The organism is Streptomyces hebeiensis, from assembly GCF_052983195.1.
In genome coordinates this window covers 2,533,831-2,558,108 of sequence record NZ_CM129812.1, presented here as the reverse complement: position 1 = coordinate 2,558,108, position 24,278 = coordinate 2,533,831, and the positions used below count along the sequence as shown (strand labels likewise).

The window sequence follows — 24,278 nt, the reverse complement described above, 5'->3', positions numbered from 1 at the left end:
CAGTGTGCTGGGCGTCACCTTACAGGTCTAACTGGGGCTCAAATTCCTCGCGAGGGTGGAACTTAAGCCCCTTCTTGCTCTACCGTCAGTGACGCGACGTTCACACACGGCAAACGAGAAGCGCATCGCGCGAGCCTGCCCATGAGCCTCCTGCCCTGGGAGGGGTCTGCTCGCGCCAGGGAGACGAGCCACTGCCGCCGTGTGCCGCACCGGTCCGCGCGCCCGTGCCGACCGGCTGACCCTTCACCCTCACCAGCGAGCGGAGTTCGCCATGTTCGAGTCCGAAGCCACCCCGGCCCCGACCTGCTCGTCCCCGCACCCGTGCCGTACCGGGGATCCCCGCGGTTCGTCCAGTGCCCGCCTCCGCCCCCGGACACCGCCGAGCCCCACCCCGGGTACCTCGCGTACAGCCTCACTCTCCCCTCCGCCGTCGCCACCCCCGCCATCGCCCTCGAGACCGCCGAACTCCTCCTGGAATCCCACCAGCTCGGCCGCCTCGTCCGGCCCGCCATGCACCTCGTCCGCGAACTCATGGCCTGCGCCTGCCGCTTCACGGCCGCCGGCGACGACGTCTACCTCGCCATCCGCCACCGCGACGGCACCCTCCGGCTCACCGCCTACGACAGCCATCCCCGGCACACCCACCCCCGCCTCGCCGCCGTCTGCGACCAGCGGCGCGAGGCCGCACTCCGCGCCGTACCCGACCTCGTACGGACGTATCGCGGCACCTGGGGCTACGACGCTTCCCCCAGCGCCCGCAACGGCACCCGCACCTGGGCCACCCTCACCCACACCCGGCCGTCCCGGGCCGCCTGAGCGTTGAGGAACGTGCGGCGGGGCCCGGCCTCCGCCGCCACCTCACACCGCCGGGCGGCGCGCGCCCGCTTCCCGGCACCCTTGAGCCGCTTCGGCCGGGGCATCGGGCGGATGCGGGCCGCCCTGGAGCGCAACGGCAATCCGCTCGCGGAGTTCCAGGTCGATGACTCGTCATGGGCCGTGACCATCCGGAGGGCTCCATGACGTCGACTTCGATCGCGCTGATCAGCAACAGAGGGGGAGTCGGCAGGACGACACTCGTCTACCATCTCGCGCACATGATCAGCCGCCTCGGACTGACCGTCCTCGCCGTGGACCTGGACCCGCAGGCCAATCTCACGTCCATGTGCCTGGACGAGAACGAGGTCGAGGAGCTGAGGTCCCGTCACGCGGAGCTCATCGATCAGGGAGTGGCCGACGCGGCCCTGTCCGGAACAGGACGCCTTCCGGAGGCCCGGCCGGACAGGACCGTCGCCGACGCCGTCCGGCCGATCCTGGAGGGAACAGGCGATGTCACGCCGGCCGAGCCCGTCTCTCCGAGATCGGGGCTCTGGCTGCTCCCCGGCAGTCTGGACCTCAGCCGCTTCGAGGACACGTTGGCGAACGAGTGGTTCAACTCGTTCGCCGGGGACATCGCGGCGATCCGTACGGCCACCGGGTTCCATCGCGTCATCGAGTACGCCGCCGCCTCCGTCGAGGCCGACATCGTGCTCATCGACGTCGGTCCCGACCTGGGCGCGATCAACCGGGCCGCGCTGATCGCGGCCGACAGCGTGCTCATGCCGCACGCTGCCGATCTCTTCTCCCTCAAGGGCCTCGGCAATCTCGGACCTGTCCTACGCGAATGGCGGCGCAACTGGCAGCAGGTGGTCCTGCCGCAGGTGCCGCCGGGCATCTCCGCGCCGCCCGCCGAGATGACGCCGCTCGGCTACATGATCATGCGGCCCGAGACGCGGCTCGACCGGCCGGTCAAGGCGTACGAACACTGGTTGAGCCGCAAGGCGGCGGACGGGGCGCTGGGCAGTACCCAGACGTACGTGCGGACCTGCTACCGCGCATTCAAGGAGCTCGCGGAAAGCGTGCTCCAGCGCGCGTCGGACAGGCACGTGGGTGGCGGGGCGGCCGGCTGAGCTTCCCGCGTAACCGGACGCCAACTCGCGCCTGGACGGACGGGCGGCGCGGAATTTCATCACATCGGGTGACTCTGGATGGGCTCGGTCGGGCTGCGCGGCAGTTCAGGGCATGCGGGGCCGTCCTGGAGGAGCGGGAAATCACCCTCACTTGCGGTATTTCGAGTCTGCGCCCGCACGTCGGCCGACACAATGCGTGCATGGTCAATGACTGGAAGCGACAACTCGACGCGCTCCACGCGGGGCTGGTCCGCCGTGACGACCCAGCGGCGTGGGTGACCGAGGCCGACGCGGTGGACGCGTCGCTGCGCTATCCGCACATCGCGCTGCGAGGGCCGGTCTTCGGGGTCGCCGTCCGGGATCCCGCGGCCGGGCCCGAGTGGCGGCTGCTGAAGCGGGTGTCGGACGGCATGCCCCAGCAGGCGCGGGACAGTCTGAACTCCTACCTGTGGTTCAAGGCGAAGGACGACACCGAGGACCCCGGGGTGCGGCGCGAGTTGCTGGCGGCGGTGTCGGTGCTCGAACGGGAGCCGGTCGACGAGCTGGAGGTCCTCGGCGTGCGCTACCGGGTGGCACGCGGGGAGGAGTTCGCGCGCAGCGGGAACGACGGGCTGGAGCCGCCGCGGCCCACCGATGTCGAGCCGGTCGGCGCGTCCTGGAGCGTGCGGCGCGACGTCCCGTCGCCGGACGAGGGCTTCGTCCTCGACGCCGGCCGGGAGGACGGCCTGATCGCGGGCGCCATGAAGCTGGCGCTGCGGGACTTCGCGTACACGGGGCCCCGGTTTCCCGCCACGGTGCGCGCCGAATCCGTACGGGCGACCAGGACCCACCCGCATGTCGTCCTGCTGCCGGTCGGTTTCGGTGTCGCCGAGCGCAATGAGCACGGCTGGCGGCCCCGGGGCGCCCTCATGCCGACCCCGCACGACGCGCGACGCATGCTCTACGACGCGATGACCGAGACCTGGCCGCTCGTCCACGAGTTCAGCGACGACGAGAAGGCCGCGTACGCGAAGGCGGCCAAGCGGTTCCGGGCCGCCGGCCGGGCCGACGAGGCGCGCGTGGGTGACACCCTGTACCGGATCTGCCGGATCGAGCGGATGGTCCGCCTCGGCCCCGACGGGCCGGAACCGCCCCGGCCCTCGGACCATGACGAGTACGGTCCGATGAAGATGCATCCGGCCATGGACGAGGACGGCACGATCCACTACAGCTGAACGCCCCGGCGGATTCCGCCCCGTCCGTTTCTGTCCCGGCCGGTGCCGTCCCGTCCGTTTCCGCCCTGCCCGGCCCGGCGTCGACCGACGCGCCTGGCCGGGATCAGGGTCTTGAGAACACGTCACACTTCACGTCGTTCAGTTCGCGGTCGTCGAGGCAGACCATGACCCGATCGGCCCCGCCTTCGATGTCCGCGGGGACGGTGAGGTCATAGGCGGCGGTTCGGGCGCACACGAAGCCGATGCCCTTGGAGCCCAGTCTGTTTCCTCCGGCGTCGTAGGTGTACACCCAGGTTGCCCGGCAGTCGTCCGAGCTCGGGGACGAGTGCTCCCCGGTCACGTTGACGGACCGGTCGTTCCAGGTCAGCACGCCCCTCGTGTACGTGGTCGCGTCGGAGACGTCGAACGGACTGGTGGGGGCGGCCGCGGCCGCCTGGGCGGCGGCCCCGGGAAGGGCCAGGAGCATCCCCGTGGCCAGGATGGTGACACCGAGACCCGTGGTGATCCGAGTACGCATGCTGTCTCCCGCTGCGGCTGAGTGGAGCGACGAGTGGTGGGCGATTCAGTTTCGTGGGACGGGAGTTACCGCGACCATGACGTAATGCGCCATATGCGGCGCGCCCCAGGCCCGCTCGCCGCACCCGCCGCGAGGGCGGACGCGGACTGTGAATCGCTCCGAGTCTCTTCGGCGTGCAGCCGGTCGCTTTTCGGGGCGGTGTGGTCGGACGGCGGTGTGGTCAGACGGCGGCGATGTCGATGGACTTCTCCTTGAATCCCCTGGCCATCAGGGACTTCATGACGCTCTTGCCGACGCGGTTGCCCAGCACCTTCTGCATGGCGGTGCGCATGGCCTTGTCGCGGCGGCTCTGCGGGACGAACATCGTCAGGCCCTGCGTGCGGCCGGACTTCTGCTGGACGGCGATGAAGGGGCGCAGCTTCTGGTCCCATTCGCGCAGGGCCCGGGCGGTGTTGTGGGGGTTGCGCTGGAGCAGGGTGCCGAGGAGGTCGGCGCCGGCGAGGGCGGTGGAGGCGCCCATGCCGGAATAGAGGGTCAGGCACCATGCGGCATCGCCGAGCAGGAGGACGCGGTCGGTGTGCCAGGTGTCCATCTCCACCTGGTGGACGGAGTCGAAGAGGTGGTCGTCGGCCTTTTCGAACTGGTCGATGAGGTGTTCCAGGACCGGCCCGGTGGGTTCGGGGCCGAAGGCGGCACGCAGGGATTCGACGGGCGGGCGGCGGAACTGGGCGTCCTCGTCGTCGGTGCGGTAGTTGAACAGCACTCCGGGCTGGTGGTCGGTGAAGGGGAACGTCCATACGGAGCGGCCGGGTTCGGCCAGGACGACACCGTCCTGGGGTCGGTAGCCGGGTACGGGTTCCTTGATGACGGTGGCGGCGATGATGTGGTTCAGCGGCCGCATGAACTCGGTGTCGGGGCCGAAGGCGAGGCGGCGCACGGTGGAGCGGAGGCCGTCGGCGCCGACCACGAGGTCGAAGCGCTCCGTGGTTTCGGTGGTGTTCTCGCCGGTGGTGGCGCGCAGGGTGACGTCGACGCCGTCGGGGTGTTCGTCGATGGCGACCGGGGTGGTGCCGTAGCGGATCTCGGTGGCTGGGGCGACGGTCTCGTAGAGGGCGGCTTCGATGTCGCCGCGGAGTATCAGGCGGGGGCCGCCGGGCAGGTCGCCGTAGCCCATGCCGGGGCGGCGGCGGCCGGTCCGCTCGATGTCGTACGTGATGCTGGTGGGGTCGGCCCGGTTGCCGATGGCGTCGAGGACACCCATGCGCTGCGCGGTGGCGCGGCCGGTCTCGAAGAGGCCGACGAAGTACCCGGCGGGGCGGCGTCCGGGGGCGCGTTCCACGAGTACGGGCTCCCAGCCGATCTCGTGCAGGCGCATCGCGGCGGCCAGTCCGCCGATGCCCATGCCCACGATCAGGGCGCGCGGGGTGTTGTTCATGACGGTCCTGTCTCTCGGCATTCGGGAGGGGTGGGCCACGTGTGGACAGTGGGTGCGGCATCGCGGTCCTGCTGGGGCGGGCCGCGGCGGCTGCCGGCCTTGTCGACGGCCTGTTCGACGGCCTGGTCCGCCTGCGGCGGGCTCGCTTCCTGGGGAGGGGCGCTCACGGGCTTCTCCGGACACGGGGACCACGAATTGGAGAGGTGTTCTCCGCTTGCGGAATCCACCGTAGCACCAAAGTGGAGATGGGATCTCCACTTGCCTGGGTACAGTAGGAGCCATGAGCCGTCGGACCACCCCCGCCCCGCCCTCCGGGGACCGCCCCGCACGCCCCCTTCGGGCGGACGCGGAACGCAACAGGCAGCGGATCATCGCCGCGGCCCAGGAGGTCTTCGCCGAGCGGGGCGTCGACGTCACTCTCGATGACATCGCCCGCCACGCGGGCGTCGGTGTCGGCACCGCCTATCGCCGTTTCGCGAGCCGCGACGAACTCGTCGACGCCGTCTTCGAAAGCGCCGTGCAGCACCTGGCCGACGTGGCCGAACAGGCCCTGGCTCACGAAGACCCCTGGGAGGGCCTCGTCCAGCTCTTCGATCTGGCCGGCCGGCACTTCGCGGACAATCGCGGGCTGCGCCAAGTTCTGCTGGAGGGTGTGCGCGCCAAGGGCCGGGGCACTGCCATGCGGGAGCGTCTGACTCCCGCCATCGGTGCCGTCATCGCCCGCGCCCAACGAGCCGGCCGGCTGCGCGACGACATCGAACCGACCGACTTCCCCCTCATCCAGCTGATGCTCGGAGTGATCGTCGAGCAGAGCGGCGCTACCGCTCCCGACCTGTGGAAGCGCTACCTCGCCCTCGTCCTCGACGGCCTCCGTCGCGACCGCGACCGCCCGACCGCGCTGCCCCACCCCGCCCTCGCCCAGGCCGAATTCGACCGGACCATGACGTGACCGCGCCCGTGGTGGGACTCGAACCTGCGGCCAAGCGCGTGCACGGAGTTGGAGGCGGCCCGTACGGTCATTCGACCCGGATTACCAAACGGACCGTATGAACAACTTCCGCACCGCACCCGTGCAGGGCGACTCGTTACGAATGTCGGACGAGGTTCGCGCGCAGCACCTCTTCGATGTCCAACTCCACCTCGCGCGTGTGAACCCCGGCCGCGAGTGCCGCCCGGGCGAGCTCTCCAGACGCGGGGGTGAACGTTTCGCCGAGCAGGCGGTCTTCCGCGCGCAGTGCGTCCTCGAGCGTGCCGTCGGCCGCGTCGATCGCTTCGGTGGCCGCGGCGCGGACACCGTCGGGCAGAGTCGCGATGGTCAGTGCGACCCACTCAACATATGCGTCCGGTTCCGCGGCGGGCAGAGCTCGGTTCACCCATCCCCACCGCTCGGCAGTCGCCGCGTCGACGAGCCCGCCCGTCAGCACGATCTCGAGAGCGCGAAATCGCTGACACAGGCACTGCGACGGTTGGAACGCAACGGCCTCGTCGAACGCCGGGTACTGACGCAACGCCCCGTTGCCGTGGAGTACCGGATCACGCCGCTGGGCCGCACGCTTGAGGAGCCCTTCTCGATCCTGCGCGCCTGGACCGCCGACCACCTCCCCGAAGTCGAACGGCACAGGGCTGCATTTGACGAAGGCGTGGACACCCCTTGAGGGGGCTGCCAACACGAACTGTGCGGGCAGTTGCCGCCCAGGGAGCAGTCCGCGACCTGGCCCAGCGACGTCGAACCTGACTCCGCGCGACGAGACGCAGGGGCAAGCCCTTCGCTGGGTTCGACGCCGTGCGTGCGAAATACGCCCCCACCCGGTATCTCCCGGGCGGGGGCATGGGGTGGACGTTGCAGCGGGGTCAGTGGCGGGTGGTGGCGACGGCGAGCCCGAGGCCGATCAGCGCGATGCCGCCCGCGCCGCCGATCACCGACAGGCGCCGGTCGGAGCCGGCGAACCAGGTTCGGGCCGCCGAGGCACCCAGGCCCCAGACGGTGTCGCAGACCAGGCCGATCCCGGCCGGGATCAGGCCAAGGACCATCATCTGCGACGGGATGTTCTTCGCGTCGTGGTTCACGAACTGTGGCAGGACCGCGGCGAAGAAGACCAGGCTCTTGGGGTTCGTGGCGCCCACCAGCAGGCCGTCCAGGACGGTGCGCAGATCACCGCGCCGTTCGCCCTCCCCGGTCGTCAGACCGGCGCGCAGCCGGCCACGGTGGCGGTACGCCTGGACACCGAGGTGGACGAGGTACACGGCGCCGGCCAGCTTCACGGCGGTGAACACGGTGGTCGAGTTCTGGACCAGGGCGCCGACGCCGAGTGCGACGGCGAGGACGAGGGCGTAGCAGCCCAGGAGGTTGCCCAGGACGGTGGCGAGCGCGGTGCGGCGCCCGTGCGCGAGGGCGCGGCCGACGACGAACAGGACGCTCGGGCCGGGAATCGCGATCACGACGAAGGACATCGCGGCGAACGCGAGAAGGCTTTCCGTCTTCACCATGAGCTGGGACTTCCTGATCTGTGCCGCGCCACCGGCGAAGGGCGGTGCGCTGGTGTGAGCAGTGACGAGGGGTGGGCCCGGCGCGCAGGTGGGACGGCTACCGAGAGAGGGCGCCCACCTGGGCGCGGGGGAGGCGGGCCAGGTCGGCGGAGTTGATCTGGAGGGTGCGGTCGGCCGATCCGGCACCGCAGTAGACGGGCCGGCCTGGGTTGGCGACCGCGGCATCGATCAGGCACGGCACCCCGGGCCGGTGGCTGACCGGAGGCACGCCACCGGGCACCAGGCCCTCCGCGGCGAGCAGGCCGGCGTCCGCGCCCGTGAGGATCTCGTCCTCGCCGAGGCAGGAATCGAGGACCCGATCGTCTTCGAGGAGGACCCAGGTACCTCCAGCCGCCTCCACCCGCTCCAGCGGCCGAAGTTCCGCGAGCTGCTCACCTGCGCGCGGCCGGGCGACACCGTGCACATCTCCGAGATGTCCGCCTCGTACGCGATCTCCAGCGCGAGCTGACGTACGACGGGCCGCGCGCCGCTGAGGCTGAGCGCCGGTGTCGGCCCGTGTCGGTCGTAGCGCGCGGAGACCTGCTCCGACCTGCGAGAAAGCCCTCCCGAAGGAGGGCTTCGCATCGCGCGTAGACGCGCCCCCGGCAGGACTCGAACCTGCGGCCAAGCGCTTAGAAGGCGCCTGCTCTATCCACTGAGCTACGGGGGCCGGTGGTGCCTGTGTGGCCTGGAGTCCGGATGGTGGCTCCGTTGCCTTGACGGGTCAAGGATAGGGCTCCGATCACCTTGGCCCGGTTGCTTCACGTGCGTGGCACGTTGTGGAGGTTCAGTGAAGCGAACCGATAATCGCAGGCCGGTGCGATTCGTGCATCGCTTTTGGCCCCTGGCGCCCCGGGTGTTGTGCAGTCGTTATGCCTGCGCCCCACTCGTCCCGTCTGTCCTGTGTGCTTGATCGGCGCGCAGGGGTGCCCATACGCTTCAAAAAGGCTTCAAAATTGGGCATTCTTCGCATGTGGTGACCTTGGATGTACGGCCTCAGCTGATCGACGCACTCTCCGCACTGCGCGACCGTGTCGCGGCCGTGCGTCTTCCCTTGCCGCTTCCCGGGGCTCCGCGTGCTCGACAGACCAGGACCGAGCTGCTCGCACAGCTCGACGACTATCTGCTGCCGAGGCTCAGGGACCCCGAGGCGCCCCTCCTCGCGGTCGTCGGCGGGTCCACCGGGGCCGGAAAGTCCACGCTCGTCAACTCCCTTGTGGGACGGCGGGTCAGTGAGGCGGGGGTGCTGCGGCCGACCACCCGGACGCCCGTTCTCGTCTGCCACCCCGAGGACCACCACTGGTTCGCCGGGATGCGGGTACTGCCGCACCTCACCCGCGTCTGGCTGCCCCAGCAGGAAGACGACGAGGCGGCCGAGGGGGCGGGCGGGCACGGCACGGAGGAGGCGGAGAAGAACGCGCTGCGCGTCGAGACCGCCGCCACCCTGCCCCGCGGGCTGGCCCTGCTCGACGCCCCCGACATCGACTCGCTCGTCGTGGACAACCGGCTGCTGGCGGCCGAGTTGATCTGCGCCGCCGACGTGTGGGTGATGGTGACGACCGCCTCCCGCTACGCGGACGCCGTGCCCTGGCACCTGCTGCGTACCGCGAAGGAGTACGACGCCACGCTCGTCACCGTGCTCGACCGGGTGCCGCACCAGGTGATCGACGAGGTGTCGCGGCAGTACGGCGCGCTGCTGCGGCGGGCGGGCCTCGGCGACGTGCCCCGCTTCACCATTCCCGAACTGCCCGAGTCGGCCGGCGGCGGGACCGGGCTGCTGCCCACGACCGCCGTGGCGCCGCTGTTCGCCTGGCTCGCGCACCGCGTCCAGGACCCGGCCGCCCGCCAGCAGGCCGTCGTACGGACCGCCGCCGGCGTCATGGACTCGCTGCGGGTACGGATGCCCGAGCTCGCCGGGGCCGTCTCGGCGCAGTACGCCGCCGCCGTACGCCTGACGGGCGCGGTGGAGGAGGCGTACGCGGCCGAGGGCGAGCGGGTGCGCCGCCAGGTCCAGCAGGGGGCCGTACTGGCCGGGGACGCCCGGACCCGCTGGCGGGCCTTCCCGAGGGACAGCACCGCGCGCGAGCTGCTGGACTCGCTGGTGGAGAGCCTCGGCGCGCTGTTGCAGTGCGCGGTCGCCGCCGCGGACGAGCGGCTGGCCGCGGCCTGCGGGGGCGAAGCCGCGGCCCGCGTCCTCGGCGGCCCCGGGCCCGACGGCGAGTCGCCGGAACGGGTCGGGATGGCCGTCCGCCGCTGGCGCCGGGTTCTGGAGGAACTGGCCGAGGAGGAGGTACGGCAGCTGGAGCGGACGCCCGCGCCCGACCCCGAGACCGTGGCCGCGCTGCTCGCCGCGTCCCTGCTCGGCGGCCGGCGGGCGCGGCAGGCGGGGCAGCGGCTCGCGGAGCGTACCGGCCTCCGGGCGGCGGTACGACTGCGTGACCGGGGCGGCGAGCTGGTGACCGCGTACATCGACCGGGTCCTGCACACGGAACGCGACCGGCGGCTGGCGCCCCTCGACGCGCTCGGCGTGACCCCCGAGTCACAGGCCGAGCTGATCGCCGCGCTGTCCGTCGTACAGAAGGAGAGGTGAGAGCCGGATGACGCACACGTCCTCCGCCGCCGTGGATGACGGCGGCGCGAAGACCCCGGAGACCGGGGATGCCGGAGGGGCCGAAGAGATCTGTGAGGTCCGTGAGGCCGGAAAGGTCCGTGAGGCGGGAACGAAGGGGGCGTCGCCACGCCCCGCCGTGGGCAGGGAGGGTGGTTCCGGCGCCGGTGGCAGACCCGGTGGCGTACAGGACGGCGCGCGCCCCGTGCCCGCCGGACCCGTGGTCCCAGCCGCATCCGTCGCCTCGCCCGATTCCACCGTCCCCGCCGCACCGGTCGCCTCGCCCGGGTCCGGCGTCTCGCCCGGATCCAGCGCCCCACCCGGATCCGGCGCCTCATTCGGCCCTGTACCGGCCGACGCGGCCCTCGACCCTGAGCCCGTCTCCTTCTCCATCGGTTCCTGGAACGACGGGCTCATCGCCCGCCGCGTACCCCCGCGGGCGGTCATGACCGACGACGGCGGGGACCCGGCCGTCCTCGGGGGGGCGCGGCGGGCGGAGCGGCCGCGTGACGGCCGGGCCGACGCGCACACGCCCATCGGCGGGACGTACGAAGGCCCGCTGCGGGACCGTCTCGACGCACTCGGCGAGCTGGTGGGACTGTCCAGGACCCGCCTCGACGGCGCCATCCTCGCCGAGGCGGGCCGGGTCCTGGACGAGGCGTCCGCCCGGCAGCGGCTGTCCTCACGGCACACCGTCGTCGCCATCGCGGGGGCCACCGGCAGTGGGAAGTCGACGCTGTTCAACGCGATCGCGGGCGTGCCCATCTCGGAGACCGGCCTGCGCAGGCCCACCACCTCCGCCCCCATCGCCTGCACCTGGTCCGACGGGGCCGCGGGACTGCTCGACCGGCTCGCCATCCCCGGGCGGCTGCGGCGCAAGCCGCTCGCGGGCGGGGACGGTGCCGAGGAACTGCACGGCCTGGTCCTCGTCGACCTCCCCGACCACGACTCGGCGCTGACCCGCCACCGCGAGCAGGTGGACCGGGTGCTCGCGCTGGTCGACGCGGTGATCTGGGTCGTGGATCCCGAGAAGTACGCCGACGCGGCGCTGCACGAGCGTTATCTGCGCCCGTTCGCCGGGCATGCCGAGGTCACCTTCGTCGTGCTCAACCAGATCGACCGGCTTCCCGGTGAGGCCGCCGACCAGGTGCTGGACGACCTGCGCCGGCTGCTCGACGAGGACGGGATGGCCCTCGGCGAGCACGGCGAGCCCGGAGCCACGGTGTTCGGACTGTCCGCGCTGACCGGGCAGGGCGTGGGCGAGCTGCGGGAACTGCTCGCGCGATTCGTCCAGGAGCGCGCCGCCCCCGCCCGGCGGCTCTCCGCCGACGTGGACGCGGCGGCGGCACGGCTCCGGCCCGCCTATGTCGCCGAGGGACGGGCCGGGCTCGGGGAACGGTCCCGGGAACAGTTCCTGGAGCGGCTGGCCCGGGCCGTCGGCGCGGTGGCGGCGGGTGAGGCGGCGGAACGCGAATGGCGCAGGAACGCCGGTCGCGCCTGCGGGACACCGTGGCTGCGGCTGTGGCGCTTCTACCAGCGGTCCCGCGTGCCCGGCGGCCGGCCCCCGAAGACCCCGGCGGTCGCGGAGGAGGAACTGACGGCGCGGCAGCGGGTGGAGCAGGCCGTGCGCACGGTGGCCGAGGAGGCGTCCGCGGGGCTGCCCGCGCCGTGGGCACACTCCGTGCGCGAGGCGGCGGTACGGGGCGCCGAAGGGCTGTCCGAGACACTGGACGAACTGGCGGCGAGGGCGGCGGCGCCCGCGGGCTCGCCGGACGGCCGGCCGCCACGGCCCGCCTGGTGGCCGGCCGCCGTCCTGGCCCAGGCGTCGATGACGCTGCTCCAGATCTTCGGCGCGCTCTGGCTGGTCGGCCAGATCTTCGGCGTCCTGGAACCGGGGCTCCTGCCGCCCGTGCTGGTGATGTCCGCCGGAATCGTCGGCGGGCCGCTCGTCGAGTGGGCCTGCGGCGCCGCGGCCAGGGGGCCGGCCCGACGGTACGGGCAGGACGCCGAGCGGCGGCTGCGCGAGGCGGCGGCGGGGTGCGGACGGGCGCGGGTGCTCGATCCGATCGCCGCGGAGCTGATGAGGTACCGGGAGGTGCGGGAGCAGTACGTGACGGTGTCCGGCGGAAACGGATGACGCCGTTTCACGGTGGGCCCCACGTCACGGTCGTGTCGTCGGCCGGCCGAGGTCGCCGAGCAGTTCGTCCAGTACCGATTCCTCCTCCACCCGGACGCCGAGTTCGGTGAGGGCGGCGGCCAGGGCGGGATCCCAGGCGGACTCGGCGGGCGGGCCCGACAGCCGGTCGGGGCCGGGCGTCGCGGCGGCGGCCGCGCGGTAGTCGGTGGCGCCGTAGCGCCACGGCGTCCAGGGCACGGCACGCCGCAGCGCGGTGGCGATCCGCAGCCCGCCCCAGTCGAAGTCACCGTGGTAGTGGAGCGTGGCTCCGCGGTGGGATCCGCCGTGGACTCCCCCGTGGGACAGGTGCCGCAGCAGGGCGAGCGCGGCGGCCGATGGCTGGCCCTGGAGACACACCAGGGGCGGACAGGCCGGACCGTACGCGTCGGCGGCGGCGGAGAGCACGGCGGGGTTCTCGCACACGTACACGTCTGCGGTCACGGGCACGCCGTCCGTCACGCGAACGTCTTCCGGTACCTGTACGCCCCCGGTTGCGCGGGCACCCTCGGTCGGGCCCAGGCCCAGGCCCAGGTCCGGGCCCGTGAGGTGGCGGGCCAGGTGGCGCAGCGTGAGGACGGCCGGTTCGCCCGCGTCCGCCATCGCGTCCAGTACGGGCGTACCGCGCACGTTGAGCACGAGCACCGTCGACGAGAGATCGTCCTTGAGCAGGCCGGCCGAGGCCCACGCCTCCCTGCGCCACTCGGCTCCCGTGCCGTCCGGGATGCCGCCGAGCGCGCGGATCGCGGACAGCACCAGCGTGGCCAGGGGCGTACCGTCGTCCAGCGCGTGGGAGCGGCCCAGCACCCGCGCGGCGAAGGCGGCCAGGGAGGTCGGAGGCGCGGCCGGCAGGGCCCGTAGGACCCTCGCCGTATCGCGCAGCAGCGGCCCGGCGGTGCCCGGCGAACGGGCCAGCCGCCGTACGAGCCCGTCCCGGCGTATCCGGCGGATCCAGTCGGTGTACGCGGGGCCGAGCGCGGCCAGCGGCGCGTACGCCTCCTCCCACTCCCTGTCCTCCGCCTCCCGTTCTTCGGCGAGCGGCCGTACCGGGCCCGTGAGAGCGACCACGGCGGCGGCGAGCCCCTGCGGGCTGATGCCGGAGTGCCGCAGGACCCCGTCCAGCGCGTCGAGGCGGACCGTCAGTGAGCGACCGCCCCGCGGCGCCCGGCCCAACAGGCGTTCCACCGCCTCCCGCTGGGCCTGTCGCGGCGCGCTCAGGGTGAGGACGCCGGTGAGCGGCCGGCCGCGTGCCATCCGGTCCCGTATCCGGTCCACGAGCCAGGACAGTTCGGGACGGCCCAGCAGCCGCACGAGCCGGTCCGTGTCGACCACAACGCCGGGTGCCGGCGCAGTGGTCGATTCACCCGTTATGTGTGTCGGAGCTGCCGGGACTGGCGGGACTGGCGGGGCCGTCATGGGTGTCGCGCGCGCACCATCGTTCCCGCCGCCGTTCACCTCCACAGCGACTCCTGACCTCCCGCTCCGGTACCGGTCCCGGTGCCACCCGGGCCCCGCTCCGGCTCATGCCCCGGCGCCCGCGCCCGCACGTGCACCTGCTCCCGCTCCTGACCCTGGTCCGGCACCGGCGTGGGATCCGTACCGCGCAGCCGCCTCGTACCGTCCCACTCCCAGCGGGTCACGAGGACCGCCGGGATGTCGTCCACGCGCGAGAGCTGGGCGATGGCGATCCCCGGGACCTGCGGGTAGCAGGCCCACTCGCGCTCGCTGGTCATCACCACGTCCAGGTCGAACGCGTGCAGCAGGCCCAGACACTTGGCCCGGGAGTCGTCGTCCACCCCCGCGAACGCCTCGTCCAGCGTCACCAGGCGCGGGGCGTGCTCCCCGGCCGCGCTCGCGTAGTGGGAGGACGCGGCGGCGAACAACGGTACGGACACGGCGAGCACCCGTTCCCCGCCCGAGGCGGGACCGGTCGCGGGGACCCACTTGCCGTGCTGGTGGCGTTCGACGCCGAACTCGTGCCAGGTGCGGTAGTCGAGCGCCGCCGTGAGGTCCTCCAGCCAGCTGCCCCCGCTGTCGGCGGCCTGCCGGCGCGCGATCTGCGCCTGGAGGAACTCACCGACGGCGGCCCGGTCGTCGGGCGACCATGCGTCCGCCGACTGGCGCAGCCGCTCCCGGGCCTGCGCGAGGCCCTGCGGGGCCTGGCGCGAGGCGCGCCACACCAGGCGCAGCCTCATGCCCGTGGAGGTCGGCCGTTCCGCCAGCTCGTCGTTCATCAGGCGCACCTGCCGCTCGGCGGTGCCGATCAGCTCCTGGAGGGTGCCGGCGACCTCCGTGATCAGGTGGGTCTCCAGGACCTCGCGCTCGTGGGCGGACAGGACGCGGGTCAGTTCGCCCACCTCGGCGGCCAGCGCCCCGGCGAGTTCCGGTACGGCGCGCTCCCGCCCCTGGTAGACGATCGTGACCCGCATGCCGTCCTCGCCCGGGTGCGCGGAGGCGGTGTGCCCGTGCCGCGACAGCGCGTCCTGGAGCTTGCCGAACTCCTCGCTGAGGCGCTTCTGCACCCGCTCCCAGGCGCCGTCCGAGTCGTCGACCGAGGCGAGTTCGGCCTCGATCGCCCGGGCCAGCGTGATCGCCGGCCTGGCCGCCCAGGGCGTGCCGTCCGTACGCGGTACCGGCAGCTCGGGCAGGGCGACCGCGAGCAGCCCGGTCGCCTCGAACCGCTGGAGGGCGGCGACGGCCCGCTCCCGGGCGGCCGTGGCGTCGGTGACGTCCTCGCCGAGCCGGTCGATGCGGCCCTCGGCGTGGCTGGCGCGCCGGTCCGCCTCGCCGTACGCGTCCCTGGCGCGCTTCTGCTCCTCCACGCACTCCCGGGCCTCCCGCGCGGTGTCCGCCAGCCGCCGCTGCAGTTCGGCGACCGCCGTGCCGACGGTGGACCGCAGGGTGGCGTGGCGCGCGTCCGCGGCGGCGGCATCGCGGGCCGCCTCCTCGGCGCGCGCGGTGAGTTCCGCCAGCCGGGCGTCGGTCCGCCCGGCCTCGGTGCGCTCGGCCGCCACGGCTCGCAGGGCGTCGCCCCGTTCGCGCAGCGCGGGCCAGAGAGCCGCGAGGAGAGCGGTGTGGTCGGCCAGGGCCTGGCGTACGGCGGCGAGGCCCGCGCGGTCGGCGGGCAGGTCCATGTCGGCGGCCGCCGTGGTGAGTTCCACGGCGGCCTTCTCCGCCCTGCCGGCCGCCTCGGCCAGTTCGGTGGCGCGTTCGCCGCGGCGGGTGCCCGCCCGGTGGGCCGCGTCCGCCGCGGCCGAGGCCAGGGCGTGGGCGTGCCGGAGGGCGTCGTCGTCGGGCAGGGCGGCGAGCTCACCGTCGAGGGCGCGCCGGCGCCCGGCCACCGTATGGTGCGCGGCGGTCAGGTGCTCCAGTTCGCCCTCCAGTCCGGCGAGTTCGGCCCGCGCGGCGCCGATCCTCGCCCGGCGGGCCTCCTCGCGGGCGCCCTCGCCCACGTACTCGGCGCTCTCCTTGGCCCAGCTCCCGGTCAGCTCCCCGACCCGGAACCGGCCGTCCGCCGCCACCCATGTGCCGCTCTGCCAGCCGCCGTCGCTGAAGAGCCCGATCGCCTCCAGCACCCGCGCCACCGTGCTCTCCCCCACGGCGACGGCACGCGGGTCACCGTGGTCGACCGCCGGACGGAGGGCGTCGGCGAGGCTGGGACCACCGACGGCTGCGGAGGGGGCGAGCAGGACGTCGTGGGTGTCCGCGCTGATCGCGGCGCCGTCGGGGCGTACCCAGGCGTCGAGGAGCCCGGACGCCTCCAGCGCGGCCTCCAGGCCCGCGCGTTCCGCCGCGGTGACCTGCGTACGGAAGTCGACCAGTCGCCACAGGGGCGCGCCGACCGCGTCCTCCCTGGCCCCGGGGGTGCGGGTGCGGGGGGCCTCGGGGCCTCGCTGGCCCCCTTCCTCGAGAGCGGTGAGCTCGCGCAGGGTGCCGGCCCGCCGCTCCCGGGTGACGGAGGCCCGCTGCATCAGGACGGCGGCCTCGTCGGCCAGCCGGGCCGTCAGCGCGCGGTGCGCGGCGTCGGCCGCCGTACGGGCCGGGTTCGGGCCGTCCAGCCGGTGCACCCAGTCCTGCGTCACGTCGAGCAGGCCGGGCAGGTCGGGGAGCGCCAGTTCGGCGCAGCCGGTGAGGTGCGTCCGTACGGCGGCGAGGAAGGCGCTCGCCTCGCCGCGCACGCGTTCCGCCGCCTCCGCCCGGCGGCGCGCGGTGTGGGCGACGTCCTCCTCGGCCTCGTCGGCGCGCCGCAGGGCGGCCCGGCGCTCGGCCTCCGTCTGTTCGGCGCGGGTCGCCAGCGTCTCCACGTGCTCGATGGTGCGCAGCCTGCGGTCCGTCGCCTCCCGTGCCCGGCGGCGGAGTTCGGTCTCGGAGGCCCCGTCGGGTACCTGGTGGGGTGCCTGGCCTGATGCCTGGCCGGTCTCCTGGTGGGATGCCTGATCACCAGGCGTCCGGTCGGTCTCCTGGTCGGGCGTCCGGCCGGTCTCCTGATCGGGTGTCCGGTGGGGCGCCCGGGTGGTTGTCCCGTCGGGCGTACGCGGCTCCTCGGGCAGCCGGGCCGCGGCGGCGGCCTCGCGCAGGGCGTCCCGGAGCTCCGCCAGTGCCCGCTCGGCGGCGGCCAGCCGGTTCTCCGCCGTACCGAGCCGGCCGGTGGCCCTGGTGTGGTCCTCGACCGCCCGTCGGCGGTCGTCCTCGACCCGGGACAGCTCCCGCGCCGTGCGCCCTGCGTCGGTCGCCGCCCGGTCCAGCTCGCGCGCGTCACGCATCTCGGGCCCGGCGCGCAGGGCGGCCTCCTGCGCGGCCAGCCGGGTGGCCCGTTCGTCCAGCTCCGTGATCCGCCGCTCGGCCGCCTCCCGGTCCTCGATCGCGTGCAGGCGCTGGGCCTGTGCGTCACCCAGCTCGCGCTGGAGGTGCTCGTAACGGGCGTGTTCGCTGCGCGGCAACCGGGCCCTGCGCCGGGCCGCCATCCGCGCGTAACGCCGGTAGTGGTCGAGGAACGCCGACGACGCGCGCTCGGCCTCCGTCGCCGCCCGCAGCTCCTCCTTCTCCTCGTCCAGCGAGCGGAACGCCTCCGCGACGTCGGCGATCACCGCCTGGTCCAGCGGCGGCAGCGCCTCCGTCAGCGCGCGGGACAACGCCGCCTCGTTGGGGCGCTTGGACAACTGCGGCTGGCGCAGCTGGATCAGCAGGTCCACCAGCGCCGCGTACCGGCGTTCACCCAGGCCGAACAGCGCCTCGTCGACCGCTCTGCGGTAGGCCTTCGCCGTGTCGTACACCATGCCCCGCCCGCCGACCGCCTCCGCGAACCGGTCCCGGGACAGCGGGGTCCCGGTGGCGTCGAGGAGACTCAGGCCGGCGCCGATCCGCTGCTCGGTGACCGCGAACCAGTGGCGGGCGATGCCGCGCCCGCCGACCGCCTTCAGTCCGCAGACCAGCGTGCGGAAATGAGCCTGCCCCGTCGCCTCGTCGAGCCGCCCGAACTCGATCCAGGTGTAGCCCAGCCGCTCGGGATGGGGGTGCTCGCCGCCGAGCAGCAGGTTCCACTCCATCCGTTTGCCCGGGTCGCCGTCGGGCTCGACCCGGCGGGCCGACAGGTCGCCGTCCAGCAGGAAGGGCAGGGTGAGGGCCAGCACCTTCGACTTGCCGGTGCCGTTGTTGCCCCGGAGCAGCAGCCGGCCGTCGCGGAACCAGAACTCCTCCACGTCGTAGTGGAAGAGGTCGACGAGCCCGATGCGCAGGGGACGCCACCGGCCGGGCGTGGGGCTGGGGAGGGCGGTCAACGGGGGTATCGCCTTTCGCTCTGGCTCTCTGGCTCTGTGACTCTCAGTGGCTACGGCTCCGGCTACGGCCCCGGCCCCGGCTCCGGAGCTGTGACCTTGTGGGCCTGTCGGTAGCCGCGCTCACGAACGACCGGCTCACCGACCGCGTACCGCGCGAGCGCCGGGCGCGGCAGGACACCTCGTTCCGTACGGGTCACCAGGCCGAGCGCCACCAGCTTCGCCACCGCCCGCTCGACCAGTTCCGGTTCCGCCCCCGGCTCCCTGGCCGCCTTCGACCAGAAGCCGCCGTGCTCCGCGGCCAGCTCACGGACGCGCCGCTCCAACTCCGCCGGTTCGACCGCGCGGTCGGCCGCCGCCAGATACCCGGCGAGCAACAGGGTGATGTGGCCGTGGGTGCCCTGTTCGGGCATGCGGACGTCGGTGAGGTCGTCCAGCGGGTCGACCATCGCGATGCCCTCGGCCCGGACCTCGGCGACCAGGCCGGTCAGCTCGCTGATCCTCGCGGTGATGAAGCCGCGCTGCCGGGTCAGGTAGGCCAGTTCGCCGTCGGTGAGTTCGTCGTAGTAGAGGACCGGATCGTCCAGCAGACAGCGGGTCAGCTTCCAGCGGATCGCCCGGAACCTCAGCTCGTCGCTGTCCAGCGCCGTCTCGGCGGTCAGGCGTACGAGCCGCTGGTGGAAGCGTTCCGGGGGGACGGCGGAGACGGGGGCGACTCGGGTGCCCTCGGCGTCCGCGTCGGCGTCCGCGTCGGTGCCGGGGCGGGGGGCGCTGCCGGTGCGGGCGCGCCTGCCGGGTCGCTGTGCGTACGGCTCGTGCCGCTGTCCGCTGCCGTACTGCTCATCGCCGTGCTGATCCCCGCTCTTGAGGTCCGCCGCTTCCTCGGCCGCGACCATGGAGGGGCCGCGCCGGGTCGCGGGGAGGCCGGCCAGCACGCGGCGCCGCACGTCGTACAGCGCGTCACCGGCCCCGTTCACGTACGCCTCCTCGTCACCGGCCACGCGCCGCAGGACACCGAGCGCCAGCAGCAGCCGCACGACGGCCGCGAGATCGAGGCGTTCGTCGCGCCGCTCCAGCGAGAACGTGACGCCGGCCGCCGCGAGGTGCGGGTCCGCCGCGGCGAGCACCACCTGTTCCGCCAGCCGGCCGAGCGCGACCTGTGCCTCGCCGCGCTCCAGAACGGCCAGTGCCAGGCAGAGCAGGACGTAGCGGCGGCGGGTGAAGGGCAGTGCGGTCCTGCTGGCCTCGCGCGCCGGGTGCGTGGCATCGGAGAGCACTCCGGGCGTCTTGCGCAGCCGGGCGGCCTCCGCGTCCACGCGCAGGGACCAGCCCGCGTTGCGCTCGAACCACTCCCGCAGTTCGGTCGCGTGCTGCCGCACGAGCCGGAACTCGTCAGCGCGGGGGCCGTCCGCGGTCAGCAGCGGCTCCTTGAGCAGGGCGCGGGCGGCCCGCTGGACATCTGCGGCGCGCTGGCCGTCGAGGACCTCGGCCAGGGGCGTAGTCATGGGGCTGTTCCTTCGTTCTTGACGCGGTCCGCCGTTTCGGGGGCGCCGGCCGTTTCCGAGCGGCCCGTTTCCGCGCGGCCACGTTCCGGTCGGTGCGCCGTTTCGAGGGCGTCCGCCGCCGTTCCCGGACCGTCCGTCGGCCCGGGGGCCGGTCCGGGGGCCGGTCCGGGATGGTTCGCCGGCTCCGGCCGGCCGGCGGCGAGGTCGGTGATCTCCACCAGGTGGTCCGGGCCCCGGAAGACCCCGCCCGGGGTGCGGATCTCGGCCGTCGCGCCGTCGTCCAGCGCCGTCAGCCGGATCTCCATCGAACCGTCGCCGCTGGTCGTCATGGTTGTCGTCATCCCCGGCCGCCAGGTGGCCAGCGCGTCGCCGAGCAGCCGCAGGAACAGGTCGAAGGCGAGGGGGTCGAGCTCGCCGAGCCGCGACAGCCGGATCTCGCCCCCGGTGGCGAGCCGGGCCCGGGCCCGGGCGGTCTGGTGTGCCTGGCGTGCGGCGATCTCGGCGAGCCGGGCTCTGGCCCCGCTCCGGTCCGCCACCCGGCGGGGTTTGCCGCGCCGCTCGTAGCTGCCGGTGCGGCGGAGCTGTGGACTGATCCGCAGCGGATTCGCCCCGGCCCAGGGGGTGGCGGCCGGTATCGGCTCCGCCCTGCGTTCGGCGAGGGTGTCGGCGTCCACGGTGAGATGGCGGGAGGAGTGCAGCCCGAAGGCGACCCGCCACAGCCGGTGCCGCGTCGCGTCGTCCGGAGCCTCGGCGAACCAGCGGGCCAGCGTACGGAAGTCGGCCGAGCGGTCCGAACGCCCGGCCCGCCGCTCGTTCAACTGCCGTACGACGGCCAGCAGCTGGGGGATCGCCCCCAGCGCCCGGCCGCGCAGCAGCCGCGCCTGCGACTCGCGCCCCTCCCCGGACACGAACCAGTCGGTCAGCCCCGCCCAGCGGTCCCGCCACCTGGCGTAGGCCGCCGCCTCGGCGTCCGCCGCCTCCTCGGGGCTGGCGTCGGTGGCCTCGCGGGCGGCGGCCAGCCGCAGCAGGGGATCGATCCGCCCGCCCGCCTCCCACGACCGGACTTCCGACGAGGGCCGCGCACCCGCCACCCCTGCCACTCCCGCGGGCCCTGCCCTCCCCTTCAGCCCTGCCGCCCCCGCCGCCCCCGCCGAGCTCATCGAGTCCGACGGGCCCTCCGTGCCGTCCAGCTCCGCGATCAGTCCGGCGATGCGCCCGCCGAGCGTGATCAGGTCCTGGATGAACCGCTCCAGGTACTGGATCAGCCGGTCCTTGTACGCGAGGAACGCCTCCACCTCGACGTCGTGCAGGTCGATGGTGCGCTGGAGCGACCCCATGAAGGCCCGGGCGTTGTCCGCGAGGGCGGCGAACCGGGCCGTCAGCGCGGACAGCGCGAGGTGCGCCTTGGCCGGGTCGGGCTCCTCGTCCGCGGCGATCACCAGCAAGGCCCGCAGCTGGGTGACGATGTCGTGGAGCGCGACCGCCTGGAGTTCGCCGCGCCGCCCGAGGGCCTCGTCGTATGTGCCCAGGGCGGCCTCGGCCGCCTCACCGGCCCGCGTGAGCTGGTAGATGAACCGCTTGCGGTAGAAGTCCTCCACCGCCGTGACGCGCGCGGTGTCAGGATCGGCCCGCAGATTGCCCCACTCGACGAGCCGGTCCAGCGTCCTGGCCACGGTCTCCATGTCCGCGGGCCGGTACGGCGCAGGCAGCGCGGCCTGTACGTCCTCGGGGCGCAGGTGCACGGCGAAGCGCTCCTTCGCGTCGAGGAAGGCGTGCATGACCTGCCGGTACAGGGCGGCGTTGGGGGCGGTCAGATGCGCGAACGCGGCGTAGCCGGCACGCCCCGGGCCGGACGCCGGCGGCTTCGTGGCCGTCGGCTGAGATATCGGCTGAGATGTCATCGTCCGTGCATCCTCCCCGAACCCGGCCCGTTCCCATGCATGATGCGCGCTTTTGCCGGTGGGGCGGAGCACGGCAGGGACCGGGGAACGGGACCGGGGAACGGGACCGGGGCGCGCCAGGGACCGGGGCGCGCCAGGGACCGGGGAACGCCAGGGACCGGGGAGGGCAGACTCCGCCGGTACGGTCCGGGATGCCGGGGAACAAGAGTGTATTCCGCGTATTTCCTCGGCCGGGTGACGACGTTTTCCACAACTGGCGAGTAATGCACAGGCTTCAGCCCGATTCCTCCGCTTGAGCCAGCATGGAACCAGTCAACGCAACGGCCCGGAGGGGGAGTGGACGAGTTATGAACGACACCGTGGTGACGCTGGTGGGCAATGTCGCGACCGGCGTGGAATTCAGGGAGTCGGCCACGGGCGGGGTGGCGCGGTTCAGGTTCGCGGTGACAGGGCGTCGCTGGGACCGTCGGCGGAGCGACTGGGCCGACGGTCCGACGAGCTTCTACACCGTGTGGGCGTGGCGGGCCCTGGGAGCGAATCTGGCCGCGTCGGTCTCCGTCGGCGAGCCGCTCGTCGTGCACGGCCGGCTGCGGGTGCGCGAGGGCGAACGGGACGGGCAGCGGCGGACGTCCGTCGAGATCGACGCGGTGGCGGCGGGCCACGACCTGACCCGGGGGACATCCGCGTTCAGGCGTCCGACCAGGGCGGCTCCCGCTCTGACTGTGCGTCATGAAAATGCTACGGACAGGCAGGGGGAGGCGGAGGGGCCGGGCCTGCGGCCGGAGGAGCGGCCTCCGGAGCCGACGGCGCGTGCGCGGGAGCGGTCGCCCGAGCCGGACCGGAGCGCGGGCCAGGGCCCCGGGGGAGGCTGGGCCGTGGACGCGGCGCGCGCTCCCGGGGCCGTCGTGGAGCCGGTGGGGGTGCTCGCGTGAGCGACCGGACGGACGGCCGTGCGGTGACGCGCAGTTGTGAAGGTTTGTCGATATTGCCAGTCCTATTCCGAGGTCGCCCCGGCGTGTCGGTAACGATTCCGATTCGGAACGGGCCCCCGCGGGCTCGACCGAGCGATGGTGGTTCGCGCCGTCCATAGGATTTACGCCTACTCATGGGGCACTTGAGTCTGCCGGCAAGGCATCCCCACCCGGCGCGCCCCGCGCGACACGGCCTTGCCCGAAGGGGAATTCTGTGTTTTCTGCGATATCTGTGTCATCGGTACGGAGGCGGGGCGCCGCCCGGCTCGCCGCCGCGGTCGTCACCTCGGGGCTGCTGGCCATGGGATCCCTGGCCGGTGCCGGCACGGCCACCGCCGCCGACGAGGTCCCCCAGCACGGCGGCGGCGCGTCCGCCACCCTGGACGGGCTGACGATCTACGACGACGCCGTGCTCCATGAGGACGGCCAGGACCAGCAACTGCCCGCCGGACTGTTCGAGATGACCGTCGACGGGGGCGGCAATCTCAAGACGTACTGCATAGACATCCACAACCCGACGCAGGACCAGGCGGCGTACGTGGAGACCTCCTGGGACGAGACCTCGCTCGGCGGCAACGAGAACGCGGGCAAGATCCGCTGGATCCTGGAGCACTCCTACCCGCAGGTCGACAACCTCGCGGCCCTGGCGAAGAGCGCGGGCACCGGCCCCCTCACGGAGCGGACCGCGGCGGCCGGTACCCAGGTGGCGATCTGGCGGTACTCGGACGGTGTCGACGTCGAGGCGCGGGACGCGCAGGCCGAGAAGCTCGCGGACTGGCTGGAGAAGAGCGCGCGGAACGTCGCGGAGCCCCGGGCGTCGCTCACGCTGGAGCCCGCGGCCGTCTCCGGCAGGGCGGGGGAGCGGCTCGGTCCCGTCACGGTGCGTACGGACGCGGTCGGCGTCACGGTCTCACCCCCCGTGGACGCCGCCGCCAGCGGAGTGAGGATCACGGACGAGTACGGCGTCGCGGTGGACACGGCCAAGGACGGGGCGCGGCTGTACTTCGACGTCCCCGAGGACGCCTCGGCCGCCTCCGGCCGGCTGACCGTGCAGGCGACCACCTCGGTGCCGGTCGGCCGGGCCTTCGCCGGGGTGACGAGGAGCCAGACGCAGATCCTCGCGGGCTCCAGCGACTCGACGGTCTCCGCCACGGCGAGCGCCAACTGGGCCGACGGCGGCGCGATACCCGCGATCACCGCGAAGAAGAACTGCGCGGCCGGGGGTGTCGACGTCAGCGTCGTCAACCAGGGGGACGAGGCGTACGTGTTCGAGCTGGCGGGGGAGGAGCACACCGTGGCGGCCGGTGCGTCCAGGACCGTCACCGTCCCGGTCGGCGAGGACGCGGCGTACGACTTCACCGTCACCGGACCGGGCGGCTTCTCCCAGAACTTCAAGGGGGTGCTGGACTGCGTGACCACCAGTGACGCGGGCCCGGTGACCCAGAAGGCGTCCTCACAGCCCCTCCCCGCCTCGGCGGGCGGTCCGTCCGCGCTCGGCGGCGGGGACAACCTGGCGGAGACGGGCTCCTCCGGCGCCACGCCGGTGATAGCGGGCCTGGCGATCGCCCTGGTGGTGCTCGGCGGTGCCGCCGTCTTCCTCCTCCGGAAGAAGAACGCTGCCGGAACGGACGGGCCCGCCGACGGCGAGTGACCGCGTGCGCCCGGCAACGGTGAGTGACCGCGCGCGCCCGGCGTGTGAGCGTTCGGG

At 73.5% G+C, this 24,278-nt stretch carries 18 protein-coding genes and 1 tRNA gene; 10 read left to right on the top strand and 9 right to left on the bottom strand.

Features of this window, described 5'->3' with window-relative positions:
- The first annotated feature begins 321 nt into the window (after positions 1 to 321).
- From ACU6P3_RS10900 to ACU6P3_RS10890, 3 genes are all read left to right on the top strand, one after another.
- Positions 322 to 816: an ATP-binding protein gene (locus ACU6P3_RS10900; RefSeq protein WP_447196940.1), complete on the top strand. Its 495-nt coding sequence runs from the start codon at positions 322 to 324 to the stop codon at positions 814 to 816.
- 200 nt (positions 817 to 1,016) lie between these two features.
- Positions 1,017 to 1,946: a ParA family protein gene (locus ACU6P3_RS10895; protein ID WP_447196939.1), complete on the top strand. Its 930-nt coding sequence runs from the start codon at positions 1,017 to 1,019 to the stop codon at positions 1,944 to 1,946.
- 200 nt (positions 1,947 to 2,146) lie between these two features.
- Positions 2,147 to 3,160, top strand: coding sequence for a DUF5954 family protein (locus ACU6P3_RS10890; RefSeq protein ID WP_447196938.1), 1,014 nt, complete (start codon positions 2,147 to 2,149; stop codon positions 3,158 to 3,160).
- Positions 3,161 to 3,263: 103 nt separating this feature from the next.
- On the opposite strand, the gene ACU6P3_RS10885 is transcribed toward ACU6P3_RS10890, so the two are convergent.
- Positions 3,264 to 3,677: a hypothetical protein gene (locus tag ACU6P3_RS10885; protein WP_447196937.1), complete on the bottom strand. Its 414-nt coding sequence runs from the start codon at positions 3,675 to 3,677 to the stop codon at positions 3,264 to 3,266.
- 220 nt (positions 3,678 to 3,897) lie between these two features.
- Positions 3,898 to 5,112 carry an FAD-dependent monooxygenase gene (locus ACU6P3_RS10880; protein WP_447196936.1) on the bottom strand — a complete coding sequence of 405 codons (1,215 nt, stop codon included), beginning with the start codon at positions 5,110 to 5,112 and terminating at the stop codon, positions 3,898 to 3,900.
- 280 nt (positions 5,113 to 5,392) lie between these two features.
- Between ACU6P3_RS10880 and ACU6P3_RS10875 the strand changes: the two genes are divergently transcribed.
- Positions 5,393 to 6,061, top strand: coding sequence for a TetR/AcrR family transcriptional regulator (locus ACU6P3_RS10875; protein WP_447196935.1), 669 nt, complete (start codon positions 5,393 to 5,395; stop codon positions 6,059 to 6,061).
- Positions 6,062 to 6,158: 97 nt separating this feature from the next.
- The gene (locus ACU6P3_RS10870; RefSeq protein ID WP_447196934.1) at positions 6,159 to 6,767 is read left to right on the top strand and encodes a winged helix-turn-helix transcriptional regulator; all 609 of its coding nucleotides are present in this window, start codon (positions 6,159 to 6,161) and stop codon (positions 6,765 to 6,767) included.
- A 196-nt stretch (positions 6,768 to 6,963) separates the two neighbouring features.
- Here ACU6P3_RS10870 and ACU6P3_RS10865 read toward each other — a convergent pair whose 3' ends face one another.
- Together ACU6P3_RS10865 and ACU6P3_RS10860 are read right to left on the bottom strand one after the other, a co-directional pair.
- Entirely contained in the window at positions 6,964 to 7,599 is a 636-nt protein-coding gene (locus ACU6P3_RS10865; protein ID WP_447196933.1) for a LysE family translocator, read from the bottom strand.
- 97 nt (positions 7,600 to 7,696) lie between these two features.
- Positions 7,697 to 7,867, bottom strand: a complete 171-nt coding sequence (locus tag ACU6P3_RS10860; RefSeq protein WP_514414743.1) for a YbaK/EbsC family protein — start codon at positions 7,865 to 7,867, stop codon at positions 7,697 to 7,699.
- Between ACU6P3_RS10860 and ACU6P3_RS10855 the strand changes: the two genes are divergently transcribed.
- On the top strand, positions 7,850 to 8,107 hold the full coding sequence (locus ACU6P3_RS10855; RefSeq protein WP_447198204.1) for a recombinase family protein: 258 nt from the start codon (positions 7,850 to 7,852) through the stop codon (positions 8,105 to 8,107). The genes ACU6P3_RS10860 and ACU6P3_RS10855 overlap by 18 nt on opposite strands.
- A 128-nt stretch (positions 8,108 to 8,235) precedes the next feature.
- Here the strand turns inward: ACU6P3_RS10855 and ACU6P3_RS10850 are convergent.
- Positions 8,236 to 8,308, bottom strand: a tRNA-Arg gene (locus ACU6P3_RS10850).
- A 312-nt stretch (positions 8,309 to 8,620) separates the two neighbouring features.
- Between ACU6P3_RS10850 and ACU6P3_RS10845 the strand changes: the two genes are divergently transcribed.
- Positions 8,621 to 10,228: a dynamin family protein gene (locus ACU6P3_RS10845; protein WP_447197841.1), complete on the top strand. Its 1,608-nt coding sequence runs from the start codon at positions 8,621 to 8,623 to the stop codon at positions 10,226 to 10,228.
- 7 nt (positions 10,229 to 10,235) lie between these two features.
- Positions 10,236 to 12,383 carry a YfjP family GTPase gene (locus tag ACU6P3_RS10840; protein WP_447196932.1) on the top strand — a complete coding sequence of 716 codons (2,148 nt, stop codon included), beginning with the start codon at positions 10,236 to 10,238 and terminating at the stop codon, positions 12,381 to 12,383.
- A 24-nt stretch (positions 12,384 to 12,407) separates the two neighbouring features.
- Here ACU6P3_RS10840 and ACU6P3_RS10835 read toward each other — a convergent pair whose 3' ends face one another.
- The 4 genes from ACU6P3_RS10835 to ACU6P3_RS10820 all read right to left on the bottom strand — a co-directional run bounded on the left by ACU6P3_RS10835 (position 12,408) and on the right by ACU6P3_RS10820 (position 21,599).
- On the bottom strand, positions 12,408 to 13,751 hold the full coding sequence (locus ACU6P3_RS10835; RefSeq protein ID WP_447196931.1) for a TIGR02679 domain-containing protein: 1,344 nt from the start codon (positions 13,749 to 13,751) through the stop codon (positions 12,408 to 12,410).
- A gap of 119 nt (positions 13,752 to 13,870) precedes the next feature.
- Complete coding sequence (locus ACU6P3_RS10830) at positions 13,871 to 18,196, bottom strand: TIGR02680 family protein (protein WP_447196930.1); 4,326 nt, start codon at positions 18,194 to 18,196, stop codon at positions 13,871 to 13,873.
- 62 nt (positions 18,197 to 18,258) lie between these two features.
- On the bottom strand, positions 18,259 to 19,698 hold the full coding sequence (locus ACU6P3_RS10825; RefSeq protein WP_447196929.1) for a TIGR02678 family protein: 1,440 nt from the start codon (positions 19,696 to 19,698) through the stop codon (positions 18,259 to 18,261).
- Complete coding sequence (locus tag ACU6P3_RS10820; RefSeq protein ID WP_447196928.1) at positions 19,695 to 21,599, bottom strand: TIGR02677 family protein; 1,905 nt, start codon at positions 21,597 to 21,599, stop codon at positions 19,695 to 19,697. Before ACU6P3_RS10820 ends, ACU6P3_RS10825 begins: the two co-directional genes overlap by 4 nt.
- Before the next feature lie 347 nt (positions 21,600 to 21,946).
- Between ACU6P3_RS10820 and ACU6P3_RS10815 the strand changes: the two genes are divergently transcribed.
- Together ACU6P3_RS10815 and ACU6P3_RS10810 are read left to right on the top strand one after the other, a co-directional pair.
- Positions 21,947 to 22,531, top strand: coding sequence for a single-stranded DNA-binding protein (locus ACU6P3_RS10815; RefSeq protein ID WP_447196927.1), 585 nt, complete (start codon positions 21,947 to 21,949; stop codon positions 22,529 to 22,531).
- A 265-nt stretch (positions 22,532 to 22,796) separates the two neighbouring features.
- Positions 22,797 to 24,221, top strand: a complete 1,425-nt coding sequence (locus tag ACU6P3_RS10810; protein WP_447197840.1) for a Cys-Gln thioester bond-forming surface protein — start codon at positions 22,797 to 22,799, stop codon at positions 24,219 to 24,221.
- Positions 24,222 to 24,278: the final 57 nt, after the last annotated feature.